Annotated in this window: 18 protein-coding genes; 13 read left to right on the forward strand and 5 right to left on the reverse strand. The window is 67.7% G+C overall.

The genetic code is table 11. The features are described from left to right. Window positions 1-70 precede the first annotated feature (70 nt). The 6 genes from hrpB to ACQY4T_RS07115 all read left to right on the forward strand — a co-directional run bounded on the left by hrpB (window position 71) and on the right by ACQY4T_RS07115 (window position 8,557). On the forward strand, window positions 71-2,503 hold the full coding sequence (hrpB, locus tag ACQY4T_RS07090) for an ATP-dependent helicase HrpB (RefSeq protein ID WP_428539339.1): 2,433 nt from the start codon (window positions 71-73) through the stop codon (window positions 2,501-2,503). Window positions 2,504-2,598: 95 nt separating this feature from the next. After that, window positions 2,599-3,714, forward strand: a complete 1,116-nt coding sequence (locus ACQY4T_RS07095) for a trypsin-like peptidase domain-containing protein (protein ID WP_428539342.1) — start codon at window positions 2,599-2,601, stop codon at window positions 3,712-3,714. A gap of 76 nt (window positions 3,715-3,790) precedes the next feature. Next, on the forward strand, window positions 3,791-4,474 hold the full coding sequence (locus tag ACQY4T_RS07100; RefSeq protein ID WP_428539345.1) for a response regulator transcription factor: 684 nt from the start codon (window positions 3,791-3,793) through the stop codon (window positions 4,472-4,474). Window positions 4,475-4,497: 23 nt separating this feature from the next. Beyond that, on the forward strand, window positions 4,498-4,638 hold the full coding sequence (locus ACQY4T_RS07105) for a hypothetical protein (protein ID WP_428539348.1): 141 nt from the start codon (window positions 4,498-4,500) through the stop codon (window positions 4,636-4,638). Continuing rightward, window positions 4,638-6,047, forward strand: coding sequence for a sensor histidine kinase (locus ACQY4T_RS07110; RefSeq protein WP_428539351.1), 1,410 nt, complete (start codon window positions 4,638-4,640; stop codon window positions 6,045-6,047). Before ACQY4T_RS07105 ends, ACQY4T_RS07110 begins: the two co-directional genes overlap by 1 nt. A 344-nt stretch (window positions 6,048-6,391) precedes the next feature. Beyond that, the gene (locus tag ACQY4T_RS07115) at window positions 6,392-8,557 is read left to right on the forward strand and encodes a malate synthase G (RefSeq protein WP_428539354.1); all 2,166 of its coding nucleotides are present in this window, start codon (window positions 6,392-6,394) and stop codon (window positions 8,555-8,557) included. Between the two features lie 77 nt (window positions 8,558-8,634). Here the strand turns inward: ACQY4T_RS07115 and ACQY4T_RS07120 are convergent, their stop codons facing one another. Then, complete coding sequence (locus ACQY4T_RS07120; protein WP_428539357.1) at window positions 8,635-9,195, reverse strand: DUF4142 domain-containing protein; 561 nt, start codon at window positions 9,193-9,195, stop codon at window positions 8,635-8,637. A 562-nt stretch (window positions 9,196-9,757) separates the two neighbouring features. On the opposite strand from ACQY4T_RS07120, the gene ACQY4T_RS07125 reads away from it, so the two are divergent. The 3 genes from ACQY4T_RS07125 to ACQY4T_RS07135 are packed head-to-tail and all read left to right on the forward strand — an operon-like array spanning window position 9,758 to window position 12,875. After that, entirely contained in the window at window positions 9,758-10,414 is a 657-nt protein-coding gene (locus tag ACQY4T_RS07125) for a 3-oxoacid CoA-transferase subunit A (protein WP_428539360.1), read from the forward strand. Window positions 10,415-10,425: 11 nt separating this feature from the next. Further along, a complete protein-coding gene (locus ACQY4T_RS07130; RefSeq protein WP_428539363.1) occupies window positions 10,426-11,073 on the forward strand; it encodes a 3-oxoacid CoA-transferase subunit B in 648 nt (215 codons plus the stop codon). Continuing rightward, window positions 11,070-12,875 (forward strand): alpha/beta hydrolase domain-containing protein, encoded by a 1,806-nt coding sequence (locus ACQY4T_RS07135; RefSeq protein ID WP_428539366.1) that lies wholly within the window; start codon window positions 11,070-11,072, stop codon window positions 12,873-12,875. Before ACQY4T_RS07130 ends, ACQY4T_RS07135 begins: the two co-directional genes overlap by 4 nt. A gap of 106 nt (window positions 12,876-12,981) precedes the next feature. On the opposite strand, the gene ACQY4T_RS07140 is transcribed toward ACQY4T_RS07135, so the two are convergent. Continuing rightward, the gene (locus tag ACQY4T_RS07140; RefSeq protein WP_428539369.1) at window positions 12,982-14,181 is read right to left on the reverse strand and encodes a mandelate racemase/muconate lactonizing enzyme family protein; all 1,200 of its coding nucleotides are present in this window, start codon (window positions 14,179-14,181) and stop codon (window positions 12,982-12,984) included. A gap of 115 nt (window positions 14,182-14,296) precedes the next feature. Here ACQY4T_RS07140 and ACQY4T_RS07145 point away from each other — a divergent pair, with 115 nt between their 5' ends. The 4 genes from ACQY4T_RS07145 to ACQY4T_RS07160 all read left to right on the forward strand — a co-directional run bounded on the left by ACQY4T_RS07145 (window position 14,297) and on the right by ACQY4T_RS07160 (window position 19,058). After that, window positions 14,297-14,980, forward strand: a complete 684-nt coding sequence (locus tag ACQY4T_RS07145) for an RluA family pseudouridine synthase (protein ID WP_428539372.1) — start codon at window positions 14,297-14,299, stop codon at window positions 14,978-14,980. Between the two features lie 301 nt (window positions 14,981-15,281). Further along, window positions 15,282-16,241, forward strand: a complete 960-nt coding sequence (locus tag ACQY4T_RS07150; protein WP_428539375.1) for a glycosyltransferase family 2 protein — start codon at window positions 15,282-15,284, stop codon at window positions 16,239-16,241. After that, window positions 16,238-17,200, forward strand: a complete 963-nt coding sequence (locus ACQY4T_RS07155; RefSeq protein WP_428539378.1) for a hypothetical protein — start codon at window positions 16,238-16,240, stop codon at window positions 17,198-17,200. The genes ACQY4T_RS07150 and ACQY4T_RS07155 overlap by 4 nt, the downstream gene beginning before the upstream one ends. Before the next feature lie 187 nt (window positions 17,201-17,387). Continuing rightward, on the forward strand, window positions 17,388-19,058 hold the full coding sequence (locus tag ACQY4T_RS07160) for a methyltransferase (protein ID WP_428539381.1): 1,671 nt from the start codon (window positions 17,388-17,390) through the stop codon (window positions 19,056-19,058). 6 nt (window positions 19,059-19,064) lie between these two features. On the opposite strand, the gene uraD is transcribed toward ACQY4T_RS07160, so the two are convergent. From uraD to ACQY4T_RS07175, 3 genes are read right to left on the reverse strand one after another with little or no spacing between them, the layout of a single operon-like run. Beyond that, the gene (gene uraD, locus ACQY4T_RS07165) at window positions 19,065-20,108 is read right to left on the reverse strand and encodes a 2-oxo-4-hydroxy-4-carboxy-5-ureidoimidazoline decarboxylase (protein WP_428539384.1); all 1,044 of its coding nucleotides are present in this window, start codon (window positions 20,106-20,108) and stop codon (window positions 19,065-19,067) included. A gap of 50 nt (window positions 20,109-20,158) precedes the next feature. Continuing rightward, a complete protein-coding gene (locus ACQY4T_RS07170; RefSeq protein WP_428539387.1) occupies window positions 20,159-20,575 on the reverse strand; it encodes a type II toxin-antitoxin system VapC family toxin in 417 nt (138 codons plus the stop codon). Then, on the reverse strand, window positions 20,575-20,838 hold the full coding sequence (locus ACQY4T_RS07175) for a type II toxin-antitoxin system Phd/YefM family antitoxin (protein ID WP_428539390.1): 264 nt from the start codon (window positions 20,836-20,838) through the stop codon (window positions 20,575-20,577). Before ACQY4T_RS07175 ends, ACQY4T_RS07170 begins: the two co-directional genes overlap by 1 nt. Between the last annotated feature and the right edge of the window lie 3 nt (window positions 20,839-20,841).

Genomic DNA, 20,841 nt, shown 5'->3' on the forward strand with positions numbered 1-20,841 from the left:
ACCATGATCGCGGCGAGCCTCGCTGCCCGGGTCATGACGAGACGCCGGTGGCGGTCTATGACCCGTCGTCGTGCGCCACCTCGATCTGCCTGTCACCGACGCTCTCCCCCGCCTTGACGCCGCGCTGAGTACCGGGCGGAACGTCCTGCTGGTGGCTCCGCCCGGCGCCGGAAAGACCACCCTCGTCCCGCTCGCCTTGCTCGACGCGCCATGGCGCGGGGATCGCCGCATCCTGATGCTGGAGCCGCGCCGCCTCGCCACCCAGGCCGCCGCCAGCCGCATGGCGTTCCTGCTGGACCAGCCCCTCGGCCGGACCATCGGCTACCGCACCCGCCTCGACGGCGCCGGGTCGGCCGAAACCCGCGTCGAGGTTATCACTGAGGGCCTGCTGCTGCGCCGCCTGCAATCCGATCCCGGACTGGATGGCGTCGCCGCGGTGATCCTGGACGAGATCCACGAACGCTCGCTCGATTCCGACCTCGGCCTGGCCCTTTGCCTCGATCTGCAGCGCGTGCTGCGCCCGGACCTGCGGCTGCTGGCGATGTCGGCCACCCCCGACGGCGGCCGCCTGTCCGCACTGATGGCGGCCGAGGTGATCGAAAGCAGCGGCCGGATGTTCCCGGTGACGGTCAAGCATCAGCCGCGCGATATCGCCCATATCCGCGAACTGCCCGACGCCGTCGCCCGAGCGATCCGCGCCGCGCTGGCCGAACATCCGGGCGACATCCTCGCCTTCCTGCCCGGCATGGCCGAAATCCGCCGCACCCAGACAGCGCTCGACGGCATCATCGCCGAGGTCCTCCCGCTGCACGGCGACCTGCCGCCCAGGGACCAGGACCGCGCGCTACGCCAGGGCGAGACCCGCCGCGTCGTGCTGGCGACCTCGATCGCGGAAACCTCGCTCACCGTCCCCGGCGTTCGCATCGTGGTTGACGGCGGCTGGCGGCGCAGCCCTCGGCTCGACCCGGCCACCGGCCTGACCCGTCTGGCCACCGTCCGCGTCTCCCGCGCCGCCGCCGACCAGCGCGCTGGACGCGCCGGGCGCGAGGCGCCGGGCATCGCCATCCGCGTGTGGTCCCCCGCCCTGCACCGAGGCCTGCCTGCCTTCGATCGCCCCGAGATCCTGGAAGCCGAACTCTCCGCCCTGATGCTGGAATGCGCCGGCTGGGGCACCCCCCCGGCCGAGCTTCCGTTCCAGGACCAGCCGCCGGCCGGAGCGCTGGCCGCCGCCGCCGCGCTGCTCAGGGACCTCGGCGCGCTCGACGACCAGGACCGCATCACCGCCGACGGCCGCGACATACTGCGGATCGGTGCCCATCCACGACTGGCCGCCATGATGCTGGCCGCCGACGGCGCGGAACAGGCTGCCCTGGCCGCCGACCTCGCCGCATTGCTGGAAGAACGCGACCCGCTGCGCGCCCAGGACTCCTCCGCCGACATCGCTAGCCGCCTCGCCGCCATCGCCCACGGCGACCCGGCCGCTGACCGCGGCGCGTTGCACCGCATCCGCCAGACCGCCCGCCAGTATCGCCGCCGCACCGGCCTCTCCGCCGACGCGCCAGCCGCCGGCCAGCCCGGGCCGCTGCTCGCCGCCGGGTTCCCGGATCGCATCGCGCAGCGCCGCGGCGAACCCGGGTCGTTCCGCCTCTCCGGCGGCGGCAGCGCGCGACTGCCGATCACCGACCCGCTGGCCAAGGTTGGTCTTCTGGTCGCCGCGTCGCTGGAACTGAAGACCGCGTCCCGCATCCGGCTGGCGGCCGCGCTCGACCCCGACGCACTGCCCACCGCGCTCGCCGCGCGGGTAACCGAGCAGGTCGAATCCAGCTTCGATCCGGTGGCAGGAACGGTTCTGGGCCGCCGCCGCCGCCGCCTCGGCGCGCTGATCCTGTCGGACCGGATGGAACCGGGCGACCCGGCGCGGATCGCGGCTACCCTCGCCGCCGTCACCGCCGAGCGCGACCTGCGCCCGCTGCCATGGACTGACGCCAGCCGTCAGCTCCAGGCCCGGGTCGCCCTGATGCGGCACATCGAACCCGACGCCGGCTGGCCGGACATTGCCGATCCGGCCCTGAAAGCCACCGCCCAAGACTGGCTGCTGCCCTATTTGTCAAATATCATCCGCCTGTCGGACCTGGAAAAGCTCGACCTGCACGCCACTCTGAACGCCCGATTGCCCCGCCACCTTTCGGCACGCCTGGAGCGCGAATTGCCAACTCAACTGGCGCTCCCGGCCGGCCGCGCCGCGATCGACTATTCCGAGTCACCGCCGCTGGCCTCGGCCAAGGCGCAGGCATTCTACGGCCTGGCAACGGCCCCGGTGCTGGCCGGCGGCCGAGTCCCGCTGCGCCTGGCGCTGCTGTCCCCCGCCGGACGCCCGATCGCGGTCACCGCCGACCTCGGCACATTCTGGAAGGGCGCCTGGGCGGACGCTCGGCGCGACATGCGCGGACGCTATCCCAAGCATCACTGGCCACAGGACGGCGCCGAACCAACTGAAAACTGATCCAACAACCCGGCGCACGGATTCTTGTGACAACCTCGGCGGCATGCCATGTGGTTGCTGACACCAGCCGATTTCCCGGAGTGCCACCTCTGACCATGCCAGCCGTTTCTCATCTCCTCCGGCCGATCCCGACGCGCTGGCACCCGATGCACTGGCAGCGGTTGTCGCAAGGCGTTCTGCTCGGTCTGGCACTGTTGTCGGCCGGCTGCACACCGCAATCCGCCGTTGCCCGGGCCACGCCGGACAGCTTCTCCCCCTTGGTCAAGAAGGTGCTGCCGGCGGTGGTCAACATCGCCGTCACCGAAACCGTCTCCGGCGGAGACATGCTCAGCCAACTGCCGCCGGAACTGCGCGACACCCCGCTGGGGCGCGAGTTCCGTCGCCGCTTCGGCAACCGTCGTGAGCAGGTGGCCGGGGCCGGATCGGGCTTCATCATCGATCCCGCCGGCATCATCGTCACCAACAACCACGTGGTCGATCATGCCGACAAGATCGTCGTCTCACTGACCGATGGCCGCCGGTTGCCGGCCACCGTGCTTGGCCGTGACGAACTGACCGATGTCGCCGTGATCAAGGTAAAAAGCGCCGAACCGCTGCCCGCTGTCACCTGGGGCGACTCCCGCCGAGCCGAGGTCGGCGACTGGATCATGGCCGCCGGCAACCCGTTCGGCCTTGGCGGATCGGTGTCCGTCGGCATCATCTCGGCTGAGGGCCGCGACCTCGGTTCCGGACCGTTCGACAATTTCCTGCAGTTGGACGCCCCGATCAATCCCGGCAATTCGGGTGGCCCGGTGTTCAATATGGCAGGCCAGGTGATCGGCGTCAGTTCGGTGATCGTCTCACCCACCGGCGCCTCGGTCGGCATCGGCTTCGCCATTCCCAGCCAGGCGGTCAGCCGCACCGTGACCCAGCTTCTGACGACCGGCTCGATCGCCCGTGGCTGGCTTGGCGTGTCGGTGGAAGACCGCGACGACGGCGTGACCATCGCCGGCCTCGACCGCAGCGGACCCGCCGCCAAGGCCGGAATCCGCGCCGGCGATATCGTTCTCGCGGTCAATGGCGATAAGATCGACAGCTCCCGCGGGTTGATCCGCGCCGTCGCGGTGGTGCCCCCGGGCAACAGCGTGCGGCTGACGATCCGGCGTCAGGGACACGAAATGCAGGTTCCGGTCAGCGTCGGGCGCCGGCCGGCGGAACAACAGGCAGGTTAGTTGGCGATGGCAAACGGCACCCGCCCGTCGCTTGGCCCGTCGCCTGCATCGGATCGTGGCAGCAAAGGAGAGCAACATGCGCATCCTGGTGGTCGAGGATGATAAGGACGTCGCGGGCTTCGTGGTGCGAGGTCTGCGCGAGGCCGGCCACGTGGTGGAGCACGCCGATAACGGCCGTGACGGGCTGTTCATGGCCGCCAGCGAAAGCTTCGATGCCGTGGTGCTCGACCGCATGCTGCCCGGCGGCATCGATGGCCTGAAAATCCTGGAAACCCTGCGCGGCCAGAAGAACGCCGTGCCGGTGCTGATCCTGTCCGCCATGGCCGAGGTCGATGACCGGGTCAAAGGCCTCAAGGCCGGCAGCGACGACTACCTGACCAAGCCGTTCGCGTTCGCCGAGCTGCTGGCCAGGGTGGAAGCGCTGAACCGCCGCGGCAAGGGTGAGGGGCCGGTCACCAAGCTGGTGGTCGAGGACCTGGAGCTTGACCTGCTGTCGCGTCAGGTCAAGCGATCGGGGCAGAAGATCGACCTGCAACCGCGCGAGTTCCGTCTGCTGGAATACCTGATGCGCCATGCCGGCCAGGTCGTCACCCGCACCATGCTGCTGGAGGGCGTCTGGGATTACCATTTTGATCCCCAGACCAACGTGATCGATGTGCATGTCTCGCGCCTGCGCCAGAAGGTCGACAAGCCATTCCCGACCGGGCTGATCCATACCGTGCGCAATGCCGGCTACATGTTGCGGGCCGAACAGCCGTAGCATCCGGGCTCGCCCGTCCGACAATGCCGACGACGGCCGACCGGTTCGGCCACCGCAACTCGGCCAAGACGCAACAGAGCATGCCGGTGCCGCAAGCGCTCACGCCCGTGCTGATGACAAAACCCGCCGTCACTGTGCTTGATGGCAAGCGATTGGTCGGCTGATGCTGGACGGAGAATTGTATCGTTCGGCCGGCTTCCGATTCGGCGCGATCTACGCTCTGCTGCTGGCGCTCAGTGCCACCGCGCTGGCGATCTTTTTGTGGTGGGCCACCGCCGGGCTGCTCGATCGCCAGACCGAGGCCGCGATCAACGCCGACGCGCAGGGCCTGGCCGAACACTGGGCCGAGGGCGGCCTTCCCGCCCTGGTCGTCACCATAGAGGACCGTCTGGCGCAGAACATCGACGACGACGCCATCTACCTGCTGGTCGACCCGAACATGAAGCGGATCGCCGGCAATTTGGCCAGTTGGCCGCCGTCGGTGACCGAAACCGGAACCTGGTACGGTCTGCCGGTGATGCGGGCCGGGATGAAGTCGCTGGCCGACGTGCAGCGCTACGAACTTCCCGGCGGCTTTCACCTGTTGATCGGGCGCGACGTCCAGGTGCGCGCGCAGTTGCGCACCCTGCTGACCGACGCGCTGCTCTGGGCGGTGGTCGTCGTGCTGCTGATGGCCACCGCGGGCGCGCTGGTGGTGCGCAGCCTGTTCCGCCGCACCCTGGCCAACGTCTCGGCCACCGCCGTCGCGATCGCCGGCGGCGACTTCGCACAAAGGGTCAAGCTGACCGGCCGCGGCGACGAGTTCGACCAGGTCGCTGAGGTCATCAACGACATGCTGGACCGGATCGGCCGGCTGATGGACGGCGTCAAGCAGGTCTCCAACGCCATCGCCCACGATCTGCGCACCCCGATCACCCGCGCCCGCACCCGCCTCGAGGACGCCGCGCTGCACGCCGAAACACCGGCCGACCTGCGCGCCGCGATAGAGCGCGCCACGCAGGACCTCGACGGCATCGTCGCGGTGTTCCAGGCCCTGCTGCGGATCGCCGAGATCGAGGCCGGGTCCCGCCGGTCGTCGTTCGCGCGTCTCGACCTTGCCCCGCTGCTCGCCGAGGTGGTCGAACTGTACGGCGCGGTCGCCGAGGAACGCGGCATCGTCCTGACACTGCAGGCGCCTGACGCGGTGCCCGCCTATGGCGACAAGGAGATGATCCAGCAGGCGATCGCCAACCTGGTCGACAATGCGGTCAAGTTCTCGCCCGAGGGCAAGTCGGTCGAGCTGACGGCGGCGATCGCGTCGGTGGTCCTGATCACCGTCGGCGACCATGGTCCGGGCATCGACCTCGACGAGCGACAGCAGGCCACAGACCGCTTCTACCGTGGCGAATCCGCCCGCAGCACTCCGGGTTCGGGGCTTGGACTGTCGCTGGTCCTTGCCGTGGCCCACCTGCACGGCGGCGAATTGCGGCTGGAAGACAACCGCCCCGGACTGCGCGCCGTACTGACTTTGCCGCTGCCCGAGGACGAGGACAACCCCGCCAGAAGCCGACGGCCGCTCGACACCCGGGATTGATCTGAGCCTGAATGCGAGTCTCTGTGCGGGTTCAGCCGCCTGCCCGCGCCAAAAATCCCGACCCCGGCGGCGAAGACAGACAAAGCGGTACAAAAAAGCGGCGCCCGAAGGCGCCGCTCAAGTTTGGGGGGGAAACGTCACGCGAATGAGGCCAAGCCTTCATTCGCAATCGGCAGATTGGGCGGGGAACCGCCATGTCAAGCTCACCCCCGGCAAGCAGATCGCGCGGCTGGCTCCGGCGGGGCTGATAGGGATGTCCGGTCGCGGCTGCGGGGTGGCCGGGGCAACGATTCGGTCGTATATCGCCTTGCTTCGCAATTTTTCGCCCACCAGGAGGCATCTTTATGAACTATGTCGAGTCGGCCGGCCTCCGCATCGCGAAGCCACTATACGATTTTGTCACCACGGAGGCCTTGCCGGGCACCTCGATCACCGCCGATGCGTTCTGGCGCGGCTACGCCGCCCTGCTGGCCGACCTGGGGCCGCGTTGCCGGCAACTGCTGGATCAGCGCGACAGCATGCAGCGCCAGATCGACGCGTGGCATCTCGCCAACAAGGCGAAGCCGGCCAACACCGACGCGTATCTGAGCTTCCTTCGCGACATCGGCTATCTGGTCCGCGACCCATCCGCGGTCGCGGTCAGCACCTCCGGCGTAGACCCCGAAATCGCCACCCTGGCCGGTCCGCAGCTTGTCGTGCCAGTGACCAATGCCAGGTATGCGCTGAACGCGGCGAACGCCCGCTGGGGCAGCCTGTATGACGCGCTCTACGGCACCGACGCCATCCCGGAGGACGCCGGCGCGACCCGTGGCCCCGGCTACAACAAGGTCCGCGGCGATCGCGTCGTGGCCAAGGCGCGCGCCATACTCGACAGCGCAGCGCCGCTCGCCGCCGGCAGCCACGCCGATGCGGCATCATACACCGTGCGCGACGGCGCCTTGTCCGTCGGCTTGCGCGGGGGCGCCACCACCGGGCTGAAAAAGCCCGCCCAGTTCGCCGGCTACCGCGGCGAGGCATCCGCACCGTCCAGCGTGCTGCTGAAGCACAACGGCCTGCATCTCGACATCGTTATCGACCGCGGCAACCCGATCGGCAAGGACGACCCGGCCGGCGTGGCCGACGTGGTCATCGAGGCGGCGCTGACCACGATCCAGGATTGCGAGGACTCGATCTCCGCCGTCGATGCCGAGGACAAGGTGCTGGCCTACCGCAACTGGCTCGGCCTGATGAACGGCACGCTGACCGACAGCTTCGAGAAGGCCGGCCGGATGATGACCCGCAAGCTCAACCCCGACCGCCAATATACCAAGCCGACCGGCGGCAGCCTTTGGCTGGCCGGGCGCAGCCTGATGCTGATCCGCAATGTCGGCCACCACATGTACACCGATGCGGTGCTCGATCCGGCCGGCGCCGAGACCCCGGAAGGCTTTCTCGACGCGGCAGTCACCGCGTTGATCGCGATGCACGATCTGAACACCAAGGGCCCGATCAGGAACAGCCGGGCCGGGTCGGTCTATATCGTCAAGCCGAAGATGCACGGCCCGGAAGAAGTCGCGCTCACCGCCGACCTGTTCAGCCGCGTCGAACAGATCCTCGGAATGGCGCCGAACACCCTGAAAATGGGCATCATGGATGAGGAACGGCGCACCTCGGCCAATCTGACGGCCTGCATCGCCGCCGCGGCGCAACGCGTGGCGTTCATCAACACCGGTTTCCTCGACCGCACCGGCGATGAGATCCACACCTCGATCGAGGCCGGCCCGATGATCCGCAAGAACGACATGAAGGGCACCGCCTGGATCAAGGCGTATGAGGACCTGAACGTTGACATCGGGCTTGCATGCGGCCTGCGCGGCAAGGCGCAGATCGGCAAGGGGATGTGGGCCGCGCCGGACCGCATGGCCGACATGCTGGCGGAAAAGGCGGCTCACCCGATGGCCGGGGCCAATACCGCCTGGGTTCCCTCACCCACCGCCGCCACGCTGCACGCGCTGCACTACCACCAGGTGGATGTCGCCGCTCGGCAGACCGAGCTCGCCAATCGGCCGCGCGCGACGCTGACCAACCTGCTGACTATCCCGCTGGCCGAAGGCCAGAACTGGTCGGCCGACGATCTGCGCCATGAACTCGACAACAACTGCCAGGGGATCCTCGGCTACGTGGTGCGCTGGATCGACCAGGGCATCGGCTGTTCCAAGGTGCCGGACGTCCACGATGTCGGACTGATGGAGGACCGAGCGACGCTGCGCATTTCCTCCCAGCACATCGCCAATTGGCTGCACCATGGCGTGGTGACGAAAGCCCAGGTGAGCGAAGCCCTGCGGCGCATGGCCCTAGTGGTCGACCGCCAGAACGCCAACGACCCGAACTACCGGCCGATGGCGCCGGGCTTCGACGGCGTGGCCTTCAACGCGGCCCGCGATTTGATCTTCGACGGCCGGACCCAGCCCAACGGCTACACCGAGTTCATCCTGCACCGCCGCCGGCGCGAGGCAAAAGCCGCCGCCTGACCCCGGCTGTGCGGGGCAAGGCGGTTTGCTAACCGCCCCAACCCGCACTTCGTCGCGACCAGCCCTTGGGGCCGAGATCAGGCCCTGGGGTCGAGCCGCTTCGCCAGCGCCAGATGATGCTCGAGCGTCGGCAACGTCTCTTCGGCAAATGCCTTCACATCCGGGTCAGTGCCGTTCTGCGCTTCATCCTTGAACGCCTGCACGACCTGATCATGGTCCTGCACCTGCCCATCCATGTACATCTTGTTGAACGCGCGTCCGTGGGTGCCTTTCAGCTTGTCGTATGAGTCGTCATGCATCGTGTCCATGGTCGTCGGCGCGGTGAATTGTTTGCGGGTCGCCAGCGCAGCCAGCTTCTCGTTGACCGCGGTATGGTCTTTCACCATCTGAGATGCGAAATTGCGAATCGCCGGCGTCGTCGCCCTGGTCTTCGCCAACTCGCCAAATTTCACCTCCTCGGCCCCCGCCGTCGCGGCGGTGTTGATGAAAGTGGTGTCCGAGGTAGATAGCGTCGGATTGGTCTGCGCCTGCGCCGCCGACTTCACATCGGTCGCGGCTTTTTCAGTCTGCTGGCAGCCGACGAGTGCCAGCAATGACACCGCGGCCAACAAGGCGATCCGTGATTTGATTACAATCATTACGACTCCATACATAAAACATCCCGTCCCAGCGCATGACTACCGGCGCTTGAGAACTAGCACCGGAAAGCTTCAACCTGAGACCATGTCCCGCCCAGAAGTTCGCCCGCACTTTGCGGCGGACGTATGGGACCAGCAGGCCACTGAAAACAAGAAGCCAGTGTCGCGAGGCTGATGTTCGCCCCCTATGGAGAACGTCGGACTCGGGTCACTAGACTGTCGGTGGCTCTGTCGGGCCGGGCGGCCCCGGATCAGCCGGTACCGGTACCTCTTGTCCCGGAACGTCGTCTCCCGGGCCGGGAAGTTCGGGGGGCAGCGGCTGCGGCTCGATCGCCATGGCATTTCTCCAAAACCGACATGGGAACGCCCGACCGGTCGCGATCTGCGCGGACCGACCTGGTCGCGCCGTGAACGCCACCCAGCGGCTGGGGTTTCCAGCCGATCGCGCCCCGGTCTGAAACCCAGGGAAACCCGCGCTTCGGTGGCCTCCCACGCCGCTCGCGTTGCCAGCGCGTCGCATAAGCGCTCAGAATGGCAAGACCGCAGCACCAAGAGCCCAACGATGATCGATAAGTTCGTGGCCGACGTGGCGGCCGCCCTGGCCGGCATACAGGATGGCGCCGTCGTCCTGTTGCCCGGCTTCGGCAACGGCATGCCCGAAGCACTCGCCGCCGGCCTGGTAACCCAAGGCGCCAGAGACCTCACCTTGGTGGTGAACTCCGGCGGCCGCGACACCGGCCCGACCGCCGATCTGCTGGCCTCGGGCCACGTCGGCAAACCGATCTGCAGCTTCGTGCGCCCCGATAGCGTCGCCGGGCGCCTGTTCGCCGCCGGCAAGCTGGACCTCGAGATCGTCCCGCAAGGCACCCTGGCCGAACGCATCCGCGCCGCCGGCGCCGGCATCCCGGCATTCTACACCCCGACCGGCGCCGACACCCTGTTGGCCGAGGGCCGCGAAACCCGCGTCATCGACGGCCGCAACTGCCTGCTGGAATACCCGCTGCCCGGCGACGTCGCCCTGGTGGACGCCTGGGAAGCCGACCGCTGGGGCAACCTGACGCACCGCGAAAGCGCCCGCAACTTCAACCCCGTGATGGCGAGCGCCGCCCGGGTGACCATCGTCCAAACCCGCCACGTCGTCCCGCTCGGTGCCATTCCGCCCGCCCACGTTCACACCCCCGGCGTCTTCGTCCACCGCGTCGTGCACGTCCCCGGTTGAAGGGAACCGCCATGATCTTCCGACCGCTCGACCGCGCCGGCATCGCCGCACGCATCGCCCAGGACATCCCCGAGGGCTGGTTCGTCAATCTCGGCATCGGCATTCCCACCGGGGTGTCCGACCACGTGCCGATCGACCGCGAGGTGATCTTTCATTCCGAAAACGGTGTGATCGGCGCCGGTCCGGCCCCCGCCGCCGACGCCATCAACCCCTACCTGGTCAACGCCGGCACTCAGCACATCACCCTGCGCACAGGCGGGTCATTCGTCCACCACGCCGACAGCTTCGCCATCGCCCGAGGCGGCCACCTCGACCTCTGCGTGCTGGGTGCGTTCGAGGTCGCGGAAAACGGCGACATCGCCAACTGGGCCCGCGCGCCCGACCAACCGGTCAAGCAGATCGGCGGCGCCATGGACCTCGCGATCGGTGCCAAACGCCTCTGGGTGGCGATGGAGCACATCACCAAGGGCCATGGCGGGTCGCGCATCCGCCGCGCCTGCTCCTACCCGCTGACCGCCAAGGCCGTCGTGAAGCGCGTCTATACCGACCTCGCGGTGCTCGAAGTCACCCCAGCCGGTTTCCGCGTGCTGGACATGGTTGCCGGCATGACCCGGGATGGATTGCAGGAACGCAGCGAAGCGGAGTTGCACTGGACATGATCACCGGCATCCAGATCAAGCACCGAGCACCCTTCGTCGGCGGCGCCAGGTTTGGCGACAGCGGCGCGTATGAACGCATCGACGGCGTCGCCATCGGCGCCCTGGACCCGGACCATCCCGGCAATCGGGGTATCGCCCTGCTCGACCAGGCATCACGCGATGGCTCCGGCCAGGTCGCCTACCGCAGCGACTTCGTGCTGCTGCGCCCGGTCGATCCGTCGAGCGGCAACGGACGCCTGCTGTATGAGGTCAACAACCGCGGCCGCATCATGCTGTTCGCCAACCTGTGCGCCGGCGCCCCCGGCAACCAGCCGGCAACGCCCGAGGACCTCGGCAACGCGCTGCCGCTGCGCAAGGGGTTCGCCGTGCTGTGGACCGGCTGGGACCCGGGCGCTCCGAAGCCCACCGGCCTGTCGCTCGACCTTCCGGTCATCGAGGGCATGACAAAGTCCATCCGCGAGGAATTCGTCTCCGGCACCCGCCTCGGCGTGCACGAAACCTTCAGGTTGGCCTACCAGGCGATCGGACCCGCCAGCGTCACGGTGCGCCGCACCCAGAACGCCCCGCGCGTCGCCGTGGCAGCGGAAACCATCGACGGCCGTTCCGTGCGCCCGATCACGGCGATCGAACCCGGGTCGATCTACGAAGTCCGCTACCTCGCGACCAACCCCCGTGTGCTCGGGATCGGCTACGCGGCAACCCGCGACATCGTCAGCCACATCCGCCACCACGGCGACGATCTGATCGGCCGCCCGGTCGAACATACCCTGGCCTTTGGCATCTCCCAAGCCGGTCGTTACTTGCGCGATCATATCGCGCAAGGCTTCAACCGCGATGAACAGGGCCGCCGCGTGTTCGACGGCGTGTTCACCCACGTCGCCGGCATCGGGCGGGTGTTCCACAACATCCCGTTCGGCCAGCCGTTCCGCACCCGCACCTGGCACGAGGATCATGACTTCCCCGAACTGGAGTTCCCGCACTCCTCGGCCGCGATGGATGATCCCGTCACCGGGGCCAGCGGCGGATTGATGCGCGATGACGCCACAGATCCCAAGCTGATCGAAACCAACACCTCGACCGAATACTGGCAGAAAGGTGCATCGTTGCTGCACACCGATCCGCTGGGCACGCGCGATCTCGCGCTGCCGGCCAACGTGCGGACCTACCTGATCGCCGGCGCGCAGCACGGCGGAAAGGCCGGAATGCCGCGCGACAGCGGACCCTGCCTGCAGCCACGCAACTGGCAGGACCCGATGCCGGCGATCCGAGCCCTGCTGCTGGCGCTGGATGAATGGGTGTCGACCGGACGCCCCCCGCCCGACAGCCGGGTGCCTCGGATCGCCGACGCAACACTGGTGCCGGCCCTGCACGTTGCCTTCCCGGCAATCCCCGGGCTGGTCCGACCGCACGCGGCAAACGACGCCGCGCCACTGCCCGACTGGGTCGATCCGTCGCCCGCGGGCCGAGCATGGGTCTGCCTGGTGCCGCAGGTGGATAACGACGGCAACGAACGCGCCGGAATCAGGCTGCCGGATCTCGCCGTGCCGCGCGGGACATTCACCGGCTGGAACCTGTACAAATCACCCTACCCGGACGGCGAACTCGCCGACCGCGACGGCAGCTTCCTGGCATTCGCCTCGACCGAGGCCGAACGCGGCCGCGACCCGAGACCGTCCCTGGCAGCCCGCTATCGCGGCACCGCCTACGCCGATGCGGTGCGCGCGGTGACTGAAACCCTCCTGCACGACCGCCTGGTGCTGCCCGAGGACGCCGCCCGCTTCATGGATCAGCATGCGGGCTGAAGCGTGATCGCGATGGGCAGAACGTTCAAGGCGCGTGAATCATGTGGCAAATCAGAGAAGCAGGCCATCTTCGCCATCTGTAGTCATGCTCAAATGGCCTGACGCCTCAATACCCGGTGCGCGTCGCCGCCACCGCATAATGTTTGCGGGGAAACTCCTCGGTACGGGACCGCAACCCCTTGCCCATCCGTGTCCCCATGTCGCGATACGGCCGCGCACGAAGCCGACCGACGTCCAGATCGATGCCAATACCCGGTGAGCTCGGCAGCTCGACGAAACCCTGGTCCACCGTCAATGGCGTCACCGCGATTTCATCGCACGCCGGCTTCAGGTTGACGAAGCACTCCGCGATCCAGAAATTCGGTATCATCGCCGAAAGCTGCGCCGTCGCCGCCAGCCCGATCAGCGTCGAGTTGTAGTTGTGCGGCGCCACCGCCACCGCATGCGGCTGCGCCATCGCCGCGATGTCCAGCATCGCCGAAATACCGCCGCAGTTACAGATGTCGGGATTGATGATGTCGGCCGCGCGCGCCGCCAGCGCCTGAGCAAACCCTTCCTTCGAGTAGATCGCCTCCCCGGTGACGATCGGCATCGGCAACGCTCGGCGAACCTCGGCCACCAGTTCGATGTTGTCGCACAAACACGGTTCCTCGTACCAGCCGATGTCGTATTCGGCGATCCGCCGGCCGACCCGGATCGCGTGCATCGGTGCCAGCCGACGATGCACCTCGACCAGCAAGGTGAAGTCGGGACCCAACGCCTGGCGCATCTCGCGGACGTAGCGCACGACATGATCCTCATCCTCGCGATGGATGAAACTGCGCCACGGTCCGGGGAACGGATCCCATTTCAGCGCGGTGTAGCCGGCCTGCTTGACCGCCAGCGCCCGCTCGACGTTTTGCTCGATACTGTCGCTGCCGCTGGACCAGCCGTTGGCATAGACTTTCACCCGCTCGCGCGAGGCACCGCCCAGAATGTTGTATAGCGGCTGCCCGGCCTGCTTGGCGACGATGTCCCACATCGCTATTTCGATCGCGCTCCACGCCGACATCAGGTCCAGCGAGGTGCGCCGCATGGCAAAATCCTCGAACACCACCTGGGCGGTGTGGCGGATGGCGAACGCCTCCCGCCCGATCATGTATTTGGCCAGATCGCGCAGCAGGTGCTCGATCACCGGTTCCTTGCCTGGGGTCACGTAAGCCTCGCCCCAGCCATGCACGCCGCTTTCGGTTTCAAGGCGGCAGAACAGCAGGTTCTTCGCCGTACCGGGGTCGAACAGGAAGGTCTCGATGCGGGCAATTTTCATGGTTCGGTTGCCTCTGGCGTAAGTTGCCACCGAGACTACGCCGGCCACCGGATGTGCGACAAACCGGCCCCCGACAAACGGTGACATCCCCGGCAATCGTCAACAGGCGTTCGTTATGTTCCCGGACAACTCCAGCATCGACAATCCCAATATCGACAGTCCCAGCATCCTGTTCCAGGACCAGCGTTTCGTCGTGCTGGACAAACCGGCGGGGTTGCCGGTGCATGGCGGCCCATCCGGCGGCCGCAGCGTCGAACACTGGTTCCCTCTCCTGTCGCGCCGCAAGGATGGACCGTGGCTGGCACATCGCCTCGATGCCGACACCTCGGGCTGTTTGCTGATCGCGCTGCGCCGAGCCCCGCTGCTCGCCGCGCAGGCGGCGTTTGCATCCGGTTCGGTGCGCAAGACTTACTGGGCGGTGGTGCAAGGCCACACGGGCGCCGATCAGGGCTGCGTCACCGCTGCGTTGCGTCGCACCAGCACGGCCCAAGGCTGGCGCATCGTCGCCGACCAGGACCGAGGCCAGCCGGCCACCACCGACTGGCGGGTGCTTGGCCGCAGCAGCCGGGCGACCTGGCTGCAGTTGACGCCAAGAACCGGGCGAACCCATCAGGTGCGGGTGCACTGCGCGGTCATCGGCACCCCGATCCTTGGCGATGACCGCTATGGCACCGCCGGCCCCAAGCTGCACCTGCTGGCCCGGGCGATCCACCTGCCGCTGGACCCGCCGGTCGATGCCACCGCCCGGCCGCCGCCGCACATGCTGGCCGCGTTGAAGGACTGTGGGTTTGGCGGTTAGTGCATGATCGTGCCGGAGACCTACGCTCTGACCCCATCTTGTTTCGCGCCAAACACGTGGTGCGAAGGCGAGGCTGGCCTGGCTGAGTGCAATAACCGGGGCGACCACGGTGCACGTCGCCGGGGGCGAACTCGATCCGTGCGATCAGGGCAGGCAAAGACGTCTTCCCCAAACCTGACATCGAGCAACGTAATTAGGCAGGCTTCAGCCCTGGCGCGACACGCCAGCGCTGCTGTGAACCTGGGCTGCTTCCGGGCGTGCATTAATGATTTAGCAAGGTTTGCGGGCCTAGCCTCCCGGGATGGACCTGACCGTCTGCATCTGCACCCACAACCGCCCGCGCTATGTGCAAGACTGCCTCGATGGACTGCGCCGGCAGACCGTGGCGCGCGATCGGTTCACTGTCCTGCTGGTGGACAGCGCCTCGGGCGAAGCGGCGGCGGCGGAACTCGGCAGCTTGGCGGCGGCCCATGACGCGCGGCTGATCCGGCTGGATCATGTCGGCGTCAGCCTGGCGCGCAACGCCGGCGCCTGGGCGGCGCGGACCCGGTTCATCGCCTATATCGACGATGATGCAATCCCGGCGACCGACTGGGTGGAATCGATCCTCAATGCGATCGCCCAGCCTGGCCGTCCGCCGGCGCTGATCGGGGGGCGGATCCTGCCGAAATGGGAAGCGCCGTTGCCGGCGTGGTGGCCGCCCTCGTTGCGCGGCGTGCTGTCGATCATCGAGCATGAGGGCCGCGGCGAGTATCGCACCCCGGCGGTGCCGCAGGGCCTGGAGCCGTATGCGGCAAACATGGTCGTGCACGTGCTGTCGCTGCTCGCCGCCGGCGGCTTCGGCGGAGCGGTGGGGCGCTACGGCAACAGCCTGCTGTCCGACGAAGAGGTGCAGCTTGCCTGGACGTTGCAGGATGCCGGCCATTCCGTGCGCTATGATTCACGCATCGTGGTGCACCACCAGATCCAGGCTCGGCGGATGGAGCCATCCTGGCTGTTGTCGCGGATGTACTGGCAGGGCGCGTCCACCGTGCTGACCCGCCGACTGCTGCACCAGCCGCAGACGGTGTGGCGCGAGCTGCCGCGCCGGCTGCTGGTTGCCGGGCTGCTGGCGCCGGCCGCGCTGATCCCCGAGCACACCGCCTTCCTGCTGGCGGCCCGCTGGCGGTTCGCTTATGCCGCCGGCTTCATCCGAGCGGCGCTGGGTTGGCACGTCACCGAAGCGGCAATCGAGCAGGCCGCGGTGGCGGTGGCGGCGTGATCTTGTATCGCTGGCAGGGTCGGGCGGCGAATTTTGGTGACGAACTGAACACACTGCTATGGCCGCGCCTGCTGCCGGATTTCTTCGACGACGATCCAGCGGTGCGGTTCCTGGGGATCGGGTCGATCCTGGACCGGCGGCACGCCTCGGCGGCGACCAAACTGGTCGCGGGATCGGGATACGGCGGCTACGAGGCCAAGCCGGTGTTGGACCGGTCCTGGATCATCCACTGGGTAAGGGGTCGAAGAACCGCCGCGAGACTTGGTCTGGAGGCGGCGTTGGCGCTGGGCGATCCGGCCGTTTTGCTGCCTAGGGCGCTGGGACTCCCCGCCGCTTGCGGCCACGATGTCGGCTTCATGCCGCATTTCGAGAGCGCCGGCTGGGGCGCCTGGCAGTCGGTGGCAGCGATGGCTGGGGTCCGGCTGATCGACCCCCGCGACCCGCCGCCGGCAATTCTTCAGGCGATACGGGGCTGTGGCTTGCTGCTGAGCCAGGCGCTGCACGGCGTCATCGTGGCCGATGCGCTGCGCGTGCCCTGGGTCGCGATCCGGCCGTTGGCGCAGGTGCATCAGGCAAAATGGCTGGACTGGGCCGAAATGATGGCATTGCGCCCGCGGTTCCGCGATCTGGGGGCCTCCACACTGCTTGAATGGGCCGAGACCAGCCGGCTGAGCGGCTTCCACCTCGGCCGGGTCTGGCTGGAGCGGCTGCAGCCTGGGCTGGCGAACATCGCCTCGGAGCGGCGGCTCGCCAAGGCGGCCTTGTCGTTGCGGCGTGCGGCGCAGGCCGCGCCGCAACTGTCGAGCGATACGGCGCTCGACCGATGCCAGTCGCGGATGTTGGACGCGGTACACGCGTTGTGGGCGCGGCCGCTGCGTGCACCTTCGATGGCGCGGGCAGTCCGGCGAACGCGATCGTGCTTGCCAGCGAGCGGCGATTCCGCGTACCAGCCTAGCTGACTGGTTGACCGTGATCGGACTGGTATCGCGCATCAGGGAAGCGCGATACGTCGCTGTTGGTTCGAGTATCCGATTCAAGCGCCGAACCGTGGACGTTCCGTGTCGTGCGCTTCTCTGCGATGGATACGAGGGCGGCGCGGTGCTGGTCGGCCGAACCCCTAACGCAGGCGGGATATCTGCACCGGCGATGCTGTTTGCCTCGAATGCTCCGGATCTGCTGGCGCTAATTCCGCTGTCGGCGCGCACGGTCCTGGAGGTGGGATGCGGCAGCGGGGGGCTCGGCGCCGCGTATCGCGCGATGAACCCGAGGGCGCGTCTGCTGGGCATCGAGACCGATCCGATCCTGGCGGCGCAGGCGGAATCACACTTGGAACAGGTCGCCACGGTGGATCCCGAACGGGACGCGCTGCCGTTCGATCTGCCCGATGGCGTCGATTGCATCATCTACAACGAGGCTCTGGAGCGACTGCGGGACCCTTGGGCAATGATCCGTCGGCACGCGGCCGTGCTGCGCGCCGATGCAGTGGTGCTGATCCGGGTTCGCAACCCGGACCACTGGCGGGTTGCCGAACGGCTACTGCGCGGCCGGCCTGGGGATGACGAAGGCCGCGACAGCACGACGATGCCCGGTTTCGACCGGAACGCCATCGGGCACCATCTCATCGGCGCAGGACTGACGCTGTGCGACATCACGACGCCACAGCCCGATGGTGACGCCGCGCGGTTTGCGACCGCGATCACGCCCGGACTCGAAGCCCTAGGGGTGGATCCGCGGGAATACGCGAGTCGCGCCGGACCCAGCCACCTGATCGTGCGCGCGGCCAAGGAGTTGCCGCGGCGGATGACGCTCGCGGGGAACATGCTGGACCCGGTCGGCGCGGTTTCGCACGTGCGGGTGGTATATCCGATCCACGCGATGGCAACCGACCCGACGGTCGAGGCCAGGGTGACGGATCAGGTGCGGGTCGCCGCGCCGGGGGATACCACTCCGCGCATTTTCGTGCTGCACCGGCCCGCGATGATGGGCGAGCAGGGTCGCGCGGTGTTGCGGAACTTGATCGAGGCCGGCTTTCTGATCGTCACCGAGTTCGATGATCTGCCAGAACATTTTGCCATGATGCGGCATGGCGGGGCGTTGGGGTTCTACGGCGTGCACGCGGTGCAGACGACCACGGCGACGATGGCCGAGGCGCTGCGCGCCTACCACTCCGAGATCGCGGTGTTTCCCAACGCCGTCGGCAGCCTGGCCCCGATCGGCAATTTCACCGACCCCGGGGTAGTGACGATGTTTTTCGGCGCGCTGAACCGGGAGCTGGACTGGTTGCCGTTGATGCCGGTGATCAACGCGGTAGCGGCGGTGGCGGGGGACCGTTTGCGGTTCCAGGTGGTACATGATCAGAGCTTCTTCGAGGCGCTGGAGACTCCATACAAGACGTTCACCCGGACCTGCGATCACGAGACCTATCTTCGGCTGCTGAGCCGGTGCGAGATTTCCTTCATGCCGCTGGTCGACAACCGGTTCAACCGAGCCAAGTCGGACCTGAAATTCATCGAGGCGGGGTCATGCCGGGTGGCGGCGCTGGCGAGCAGCGTGGTGTATGGCGACAGCATCGAGGACGGCCGGACCGGGCTGTTGTTCCGCGACCCGTCGGAATTCAATGCCAAGCTGCTGCGCCTGCTAGCGATGCCTGAGTTGGCGCGCGAGATCGGCGACGCGGCGCGCCGCTACGTTTCCGACGAGCGCATGCTGGCCTATCAAGTGGCGCCGCGGATCGCCTGGTATCGGTCGCTGTGGGCTCGGCGCGAGATGCTGGGGGAGGCGCGACGGCAGCGGATGATGCGCAATCAGGCGGCCTGATCGGGGTCAGCTTCCCCGATAGGTGGTGAAGCTGAAGCCGCCCAGCAGCAGCGGGACATGGTAGCGGCCCTCGGGTTCGGCGACGCCGAAGCGGATCGGGATCACGTCGTGCCAGGGCGGGTCGATGTCGGGCGGATCGGGGCCGGTCGGGTGGGTGCCGGGCGGGTCACTGCTAATCGGATTGAGGCTGATCGGATTGGAGCTGATCGGATTGGAGCTGGGCGCATCGTTGCCGTCGGGCCATCCGGAGCAGTAATCCTGGACGTCGAAGCGCAGCTCGTAGCGGCCGATGCGAAGTGGCGCGCCAGCCCACAGCGGGACGTCGGTGCGGCCGTCCTGGTTTGTGACCGCCTGCTGGATAAGGACGCCTTCGCGCCAGACCTCGATACGGATGCCCTCGGCCGGCTTGCCGCGGACGGTGTCGAGCACGTGGGCGGACAGATGTCCGCTGGTCGGCGGCATGCCCGGGCCATGGACGCGATCGACCAGGCGCAGGCGGGTGATGTGGCCGATTTCGACCAGCGCGGCGGCGCGTTCCTGGTCCGGCGTGTTAATCAGGCGACGCTGCAGACCGCGCAGCACGAAGCGCGGGGTCTGGCGGCGGACACAGACGATGAACGGGAATCCGAAGCGGGTTTCATAGCTCGAGCACGCGGGTTCGAACTGGGCGATCTGATCGTCCAGGCCGGACATGGCGAGACCTGCCTGTTCCGTGCGCGAGGCGGCCGTCAGGGTCAGATCGGTCAGCGCTATCGCCGATAGCGCCGGGTGCGAGCGCAGGAAACCAAGGCAACGGTCGGCTGGCGCGTCGTGCACTGTCGCCATCAGGGCTTCGTGCAGCGCGGTAACGCTGGCGAATGGGCGTCGCCTGGCGGCGGCCTCGGCAACCCAGGGGGCATACTCGAACACACCGTCGAGCGTGGCGGCGAACGCATCAGGCGGCATCGCATTGAGCTGATCCAGCGTGTGCATAATGGTCCCCCGGTCAGGCGTTCCGGTCGCCCCGATAATGTCGGGGGCGACATTTCCCGGGCCGATAATGCCCTGCACGTCGTGCTCTGTAGAGGGTGGTTCGGGCTCTTGGCGGCACTGAGACCGGGCTAATCCGACAAGCGGACGATGGTCCACGGGTCCAGCGCGGTGACGCCGGCATCGGCGAAATCGTTGACGTTGCGGGTGACGACGATCTTGTTGTGGACCCGAGCGGTTGCCGCAATGAGTGTGTCGATCACTGGGCGCGAACGTTTGGCCATCAGCCGGCCCCAACTGGTTGCGACGGCGTCGTCGATCGGCAGGATGCGGGACGCATACACCACGCGCAGCTCATCGAGCCAGCGCAGCAGGGGCGCCGCGGCCGGCGGGTCGGTGCGCAGCTTCATGCTGACGCCCTTCATGATCTCACCGACGGTGATGGCGCTGAGAAACAGGGTTTCCGAGCGCGTCGAGCGGAGCCAGGTTACCGCCTGGGGAGTGCGGCGGCGGGCTTCCGAAATGACGCAGGTGTCGAGCAGGTACATCAGAATTCGACGTCGCGCCCGGTGTCGCTGCCGCGATCGTTGATCGCCCGCACCACGTCGTCGGGCCATGCGGCCGGGGAGTCGCCGAGCAGGAAATCGACGAACGAGACCGGCGGCTTGGCAAGGGTATCGAATTCCCGCGCCGAGACGACGACCGCGGCGCGTTGGCCGTGCACGGTCACGGTCTGCGGGCCATGGTCACGGGCGCGCTTGACCACTTCACTGAAACGGTTTTTTGCGTCCTGCAATTGCCAGTCCTGCACGGC

The sequence above is a fragment of the Rhodopila sp. genome, from assembly GCF_965277825.1.
Taxonomy (GTDB): domain Bacteria; phylum Pseudomonadota; class Alphaproteobacteria; order Acetobacterales; family Acetobacteraceae; genus Rhodopila.

Coding starts and splice junctions, on each gene's coding strand:
- ACQY4T_RS07125 (WP_428539360.1), top strand. CDS start 9,758: ATGATCGATAAGTTCGTGGCCGACGTGGCGGCCGCCCTGGCCGGCATA.
- ACQY4T_RS07105 (WP_428539348.1), top strand. CDS start 4,498: ATGCCGACGACGGCCGACCGGTTCGGCCACCGCAACTCGGCCAAGACG.
- ACQY4T_RS07100 (WP_428539345.1), top strand. CDS start 3,791: ATGCGCATCCTGGTGGTCGAGGATGATAAGGACGTCGCGGGCTTCGTG.
- ACQY4T_RS07130 (WP_428539363.1), top strand. CDS start 10,426: ATGATCTTCCGACCGCTCGACCGCGCCGGCATCGCCGCACGCATCGCC.
- ACQY4T_RS07140 (WP_428539369.1), bottom strand. CDS start 14,181: ATGAAAATTGCCCGCATCGAGACCTTCCTGTTCGACCCCGGTACGGCG.
- ACQY4T_RS07145 (WP_428539372.1), top strand. CDS start 14,297: ATGTTCCCGGACAACTCCAGCATCGACAATCCCAATATCGACAGTCCC.
- ACQY4T_RS07170 (WP_428539387.1), bottom strand. CDS start 20,575: ATGTACCTGCTCGACACCTGCGTCATTTCGGAAGCCCGCCGCCGCACT.
- ACQY4T_RS07160 (WP_428539381.1), top strand. CDS start 17,388: ATGCTGTTTGCCTCGAATGCTCCGGATCTGCTGGCGCTAATTCCGCTG.
- ACQY4T_RS07135 (WP_428539366.1), top strand. CDS start 11,070: ATGATCACCGGCATCCAGATCAAGCACCGAGCACCCTTCGTCGGCGGC.
- ACQY4T_RS07095 (WP_428539342.1), top strand. CDS start 2,599: ATGCCAGCCGTTTCTCATCTCCTCCGGCCGATCCCGACGCGCTGGCAC.
- ACQY4T_RS07150 (WP_428539375.1), top strand. CDS start 15,282: ATGGACCTGACCGTCTGCATCTGCACCCACAACCGCCCGCGCTATGTG.
- ACQY4T_RS07110 (WP_428539351.1), top strand. CDS start 4,638: ATGCTGGACGGAGAATTGTATCGTTCGGCCGGCTTCCGATTCGGCGCG.
- ACQY4T_RS07120 (WP_428539357.1), bottom strand. CDS start 9,195: ATGATTGTAATCAAATCACGGATCGCCTTGTTGGCCGCGGTGTCATTG.
- ACQY4T_RS07115 (WP_428539354.1), top strand. CDS start 6,392: ATGAACTATGTCGAGTCGGCCGGCCTCCGCATCGCGAAGCCACTATAC.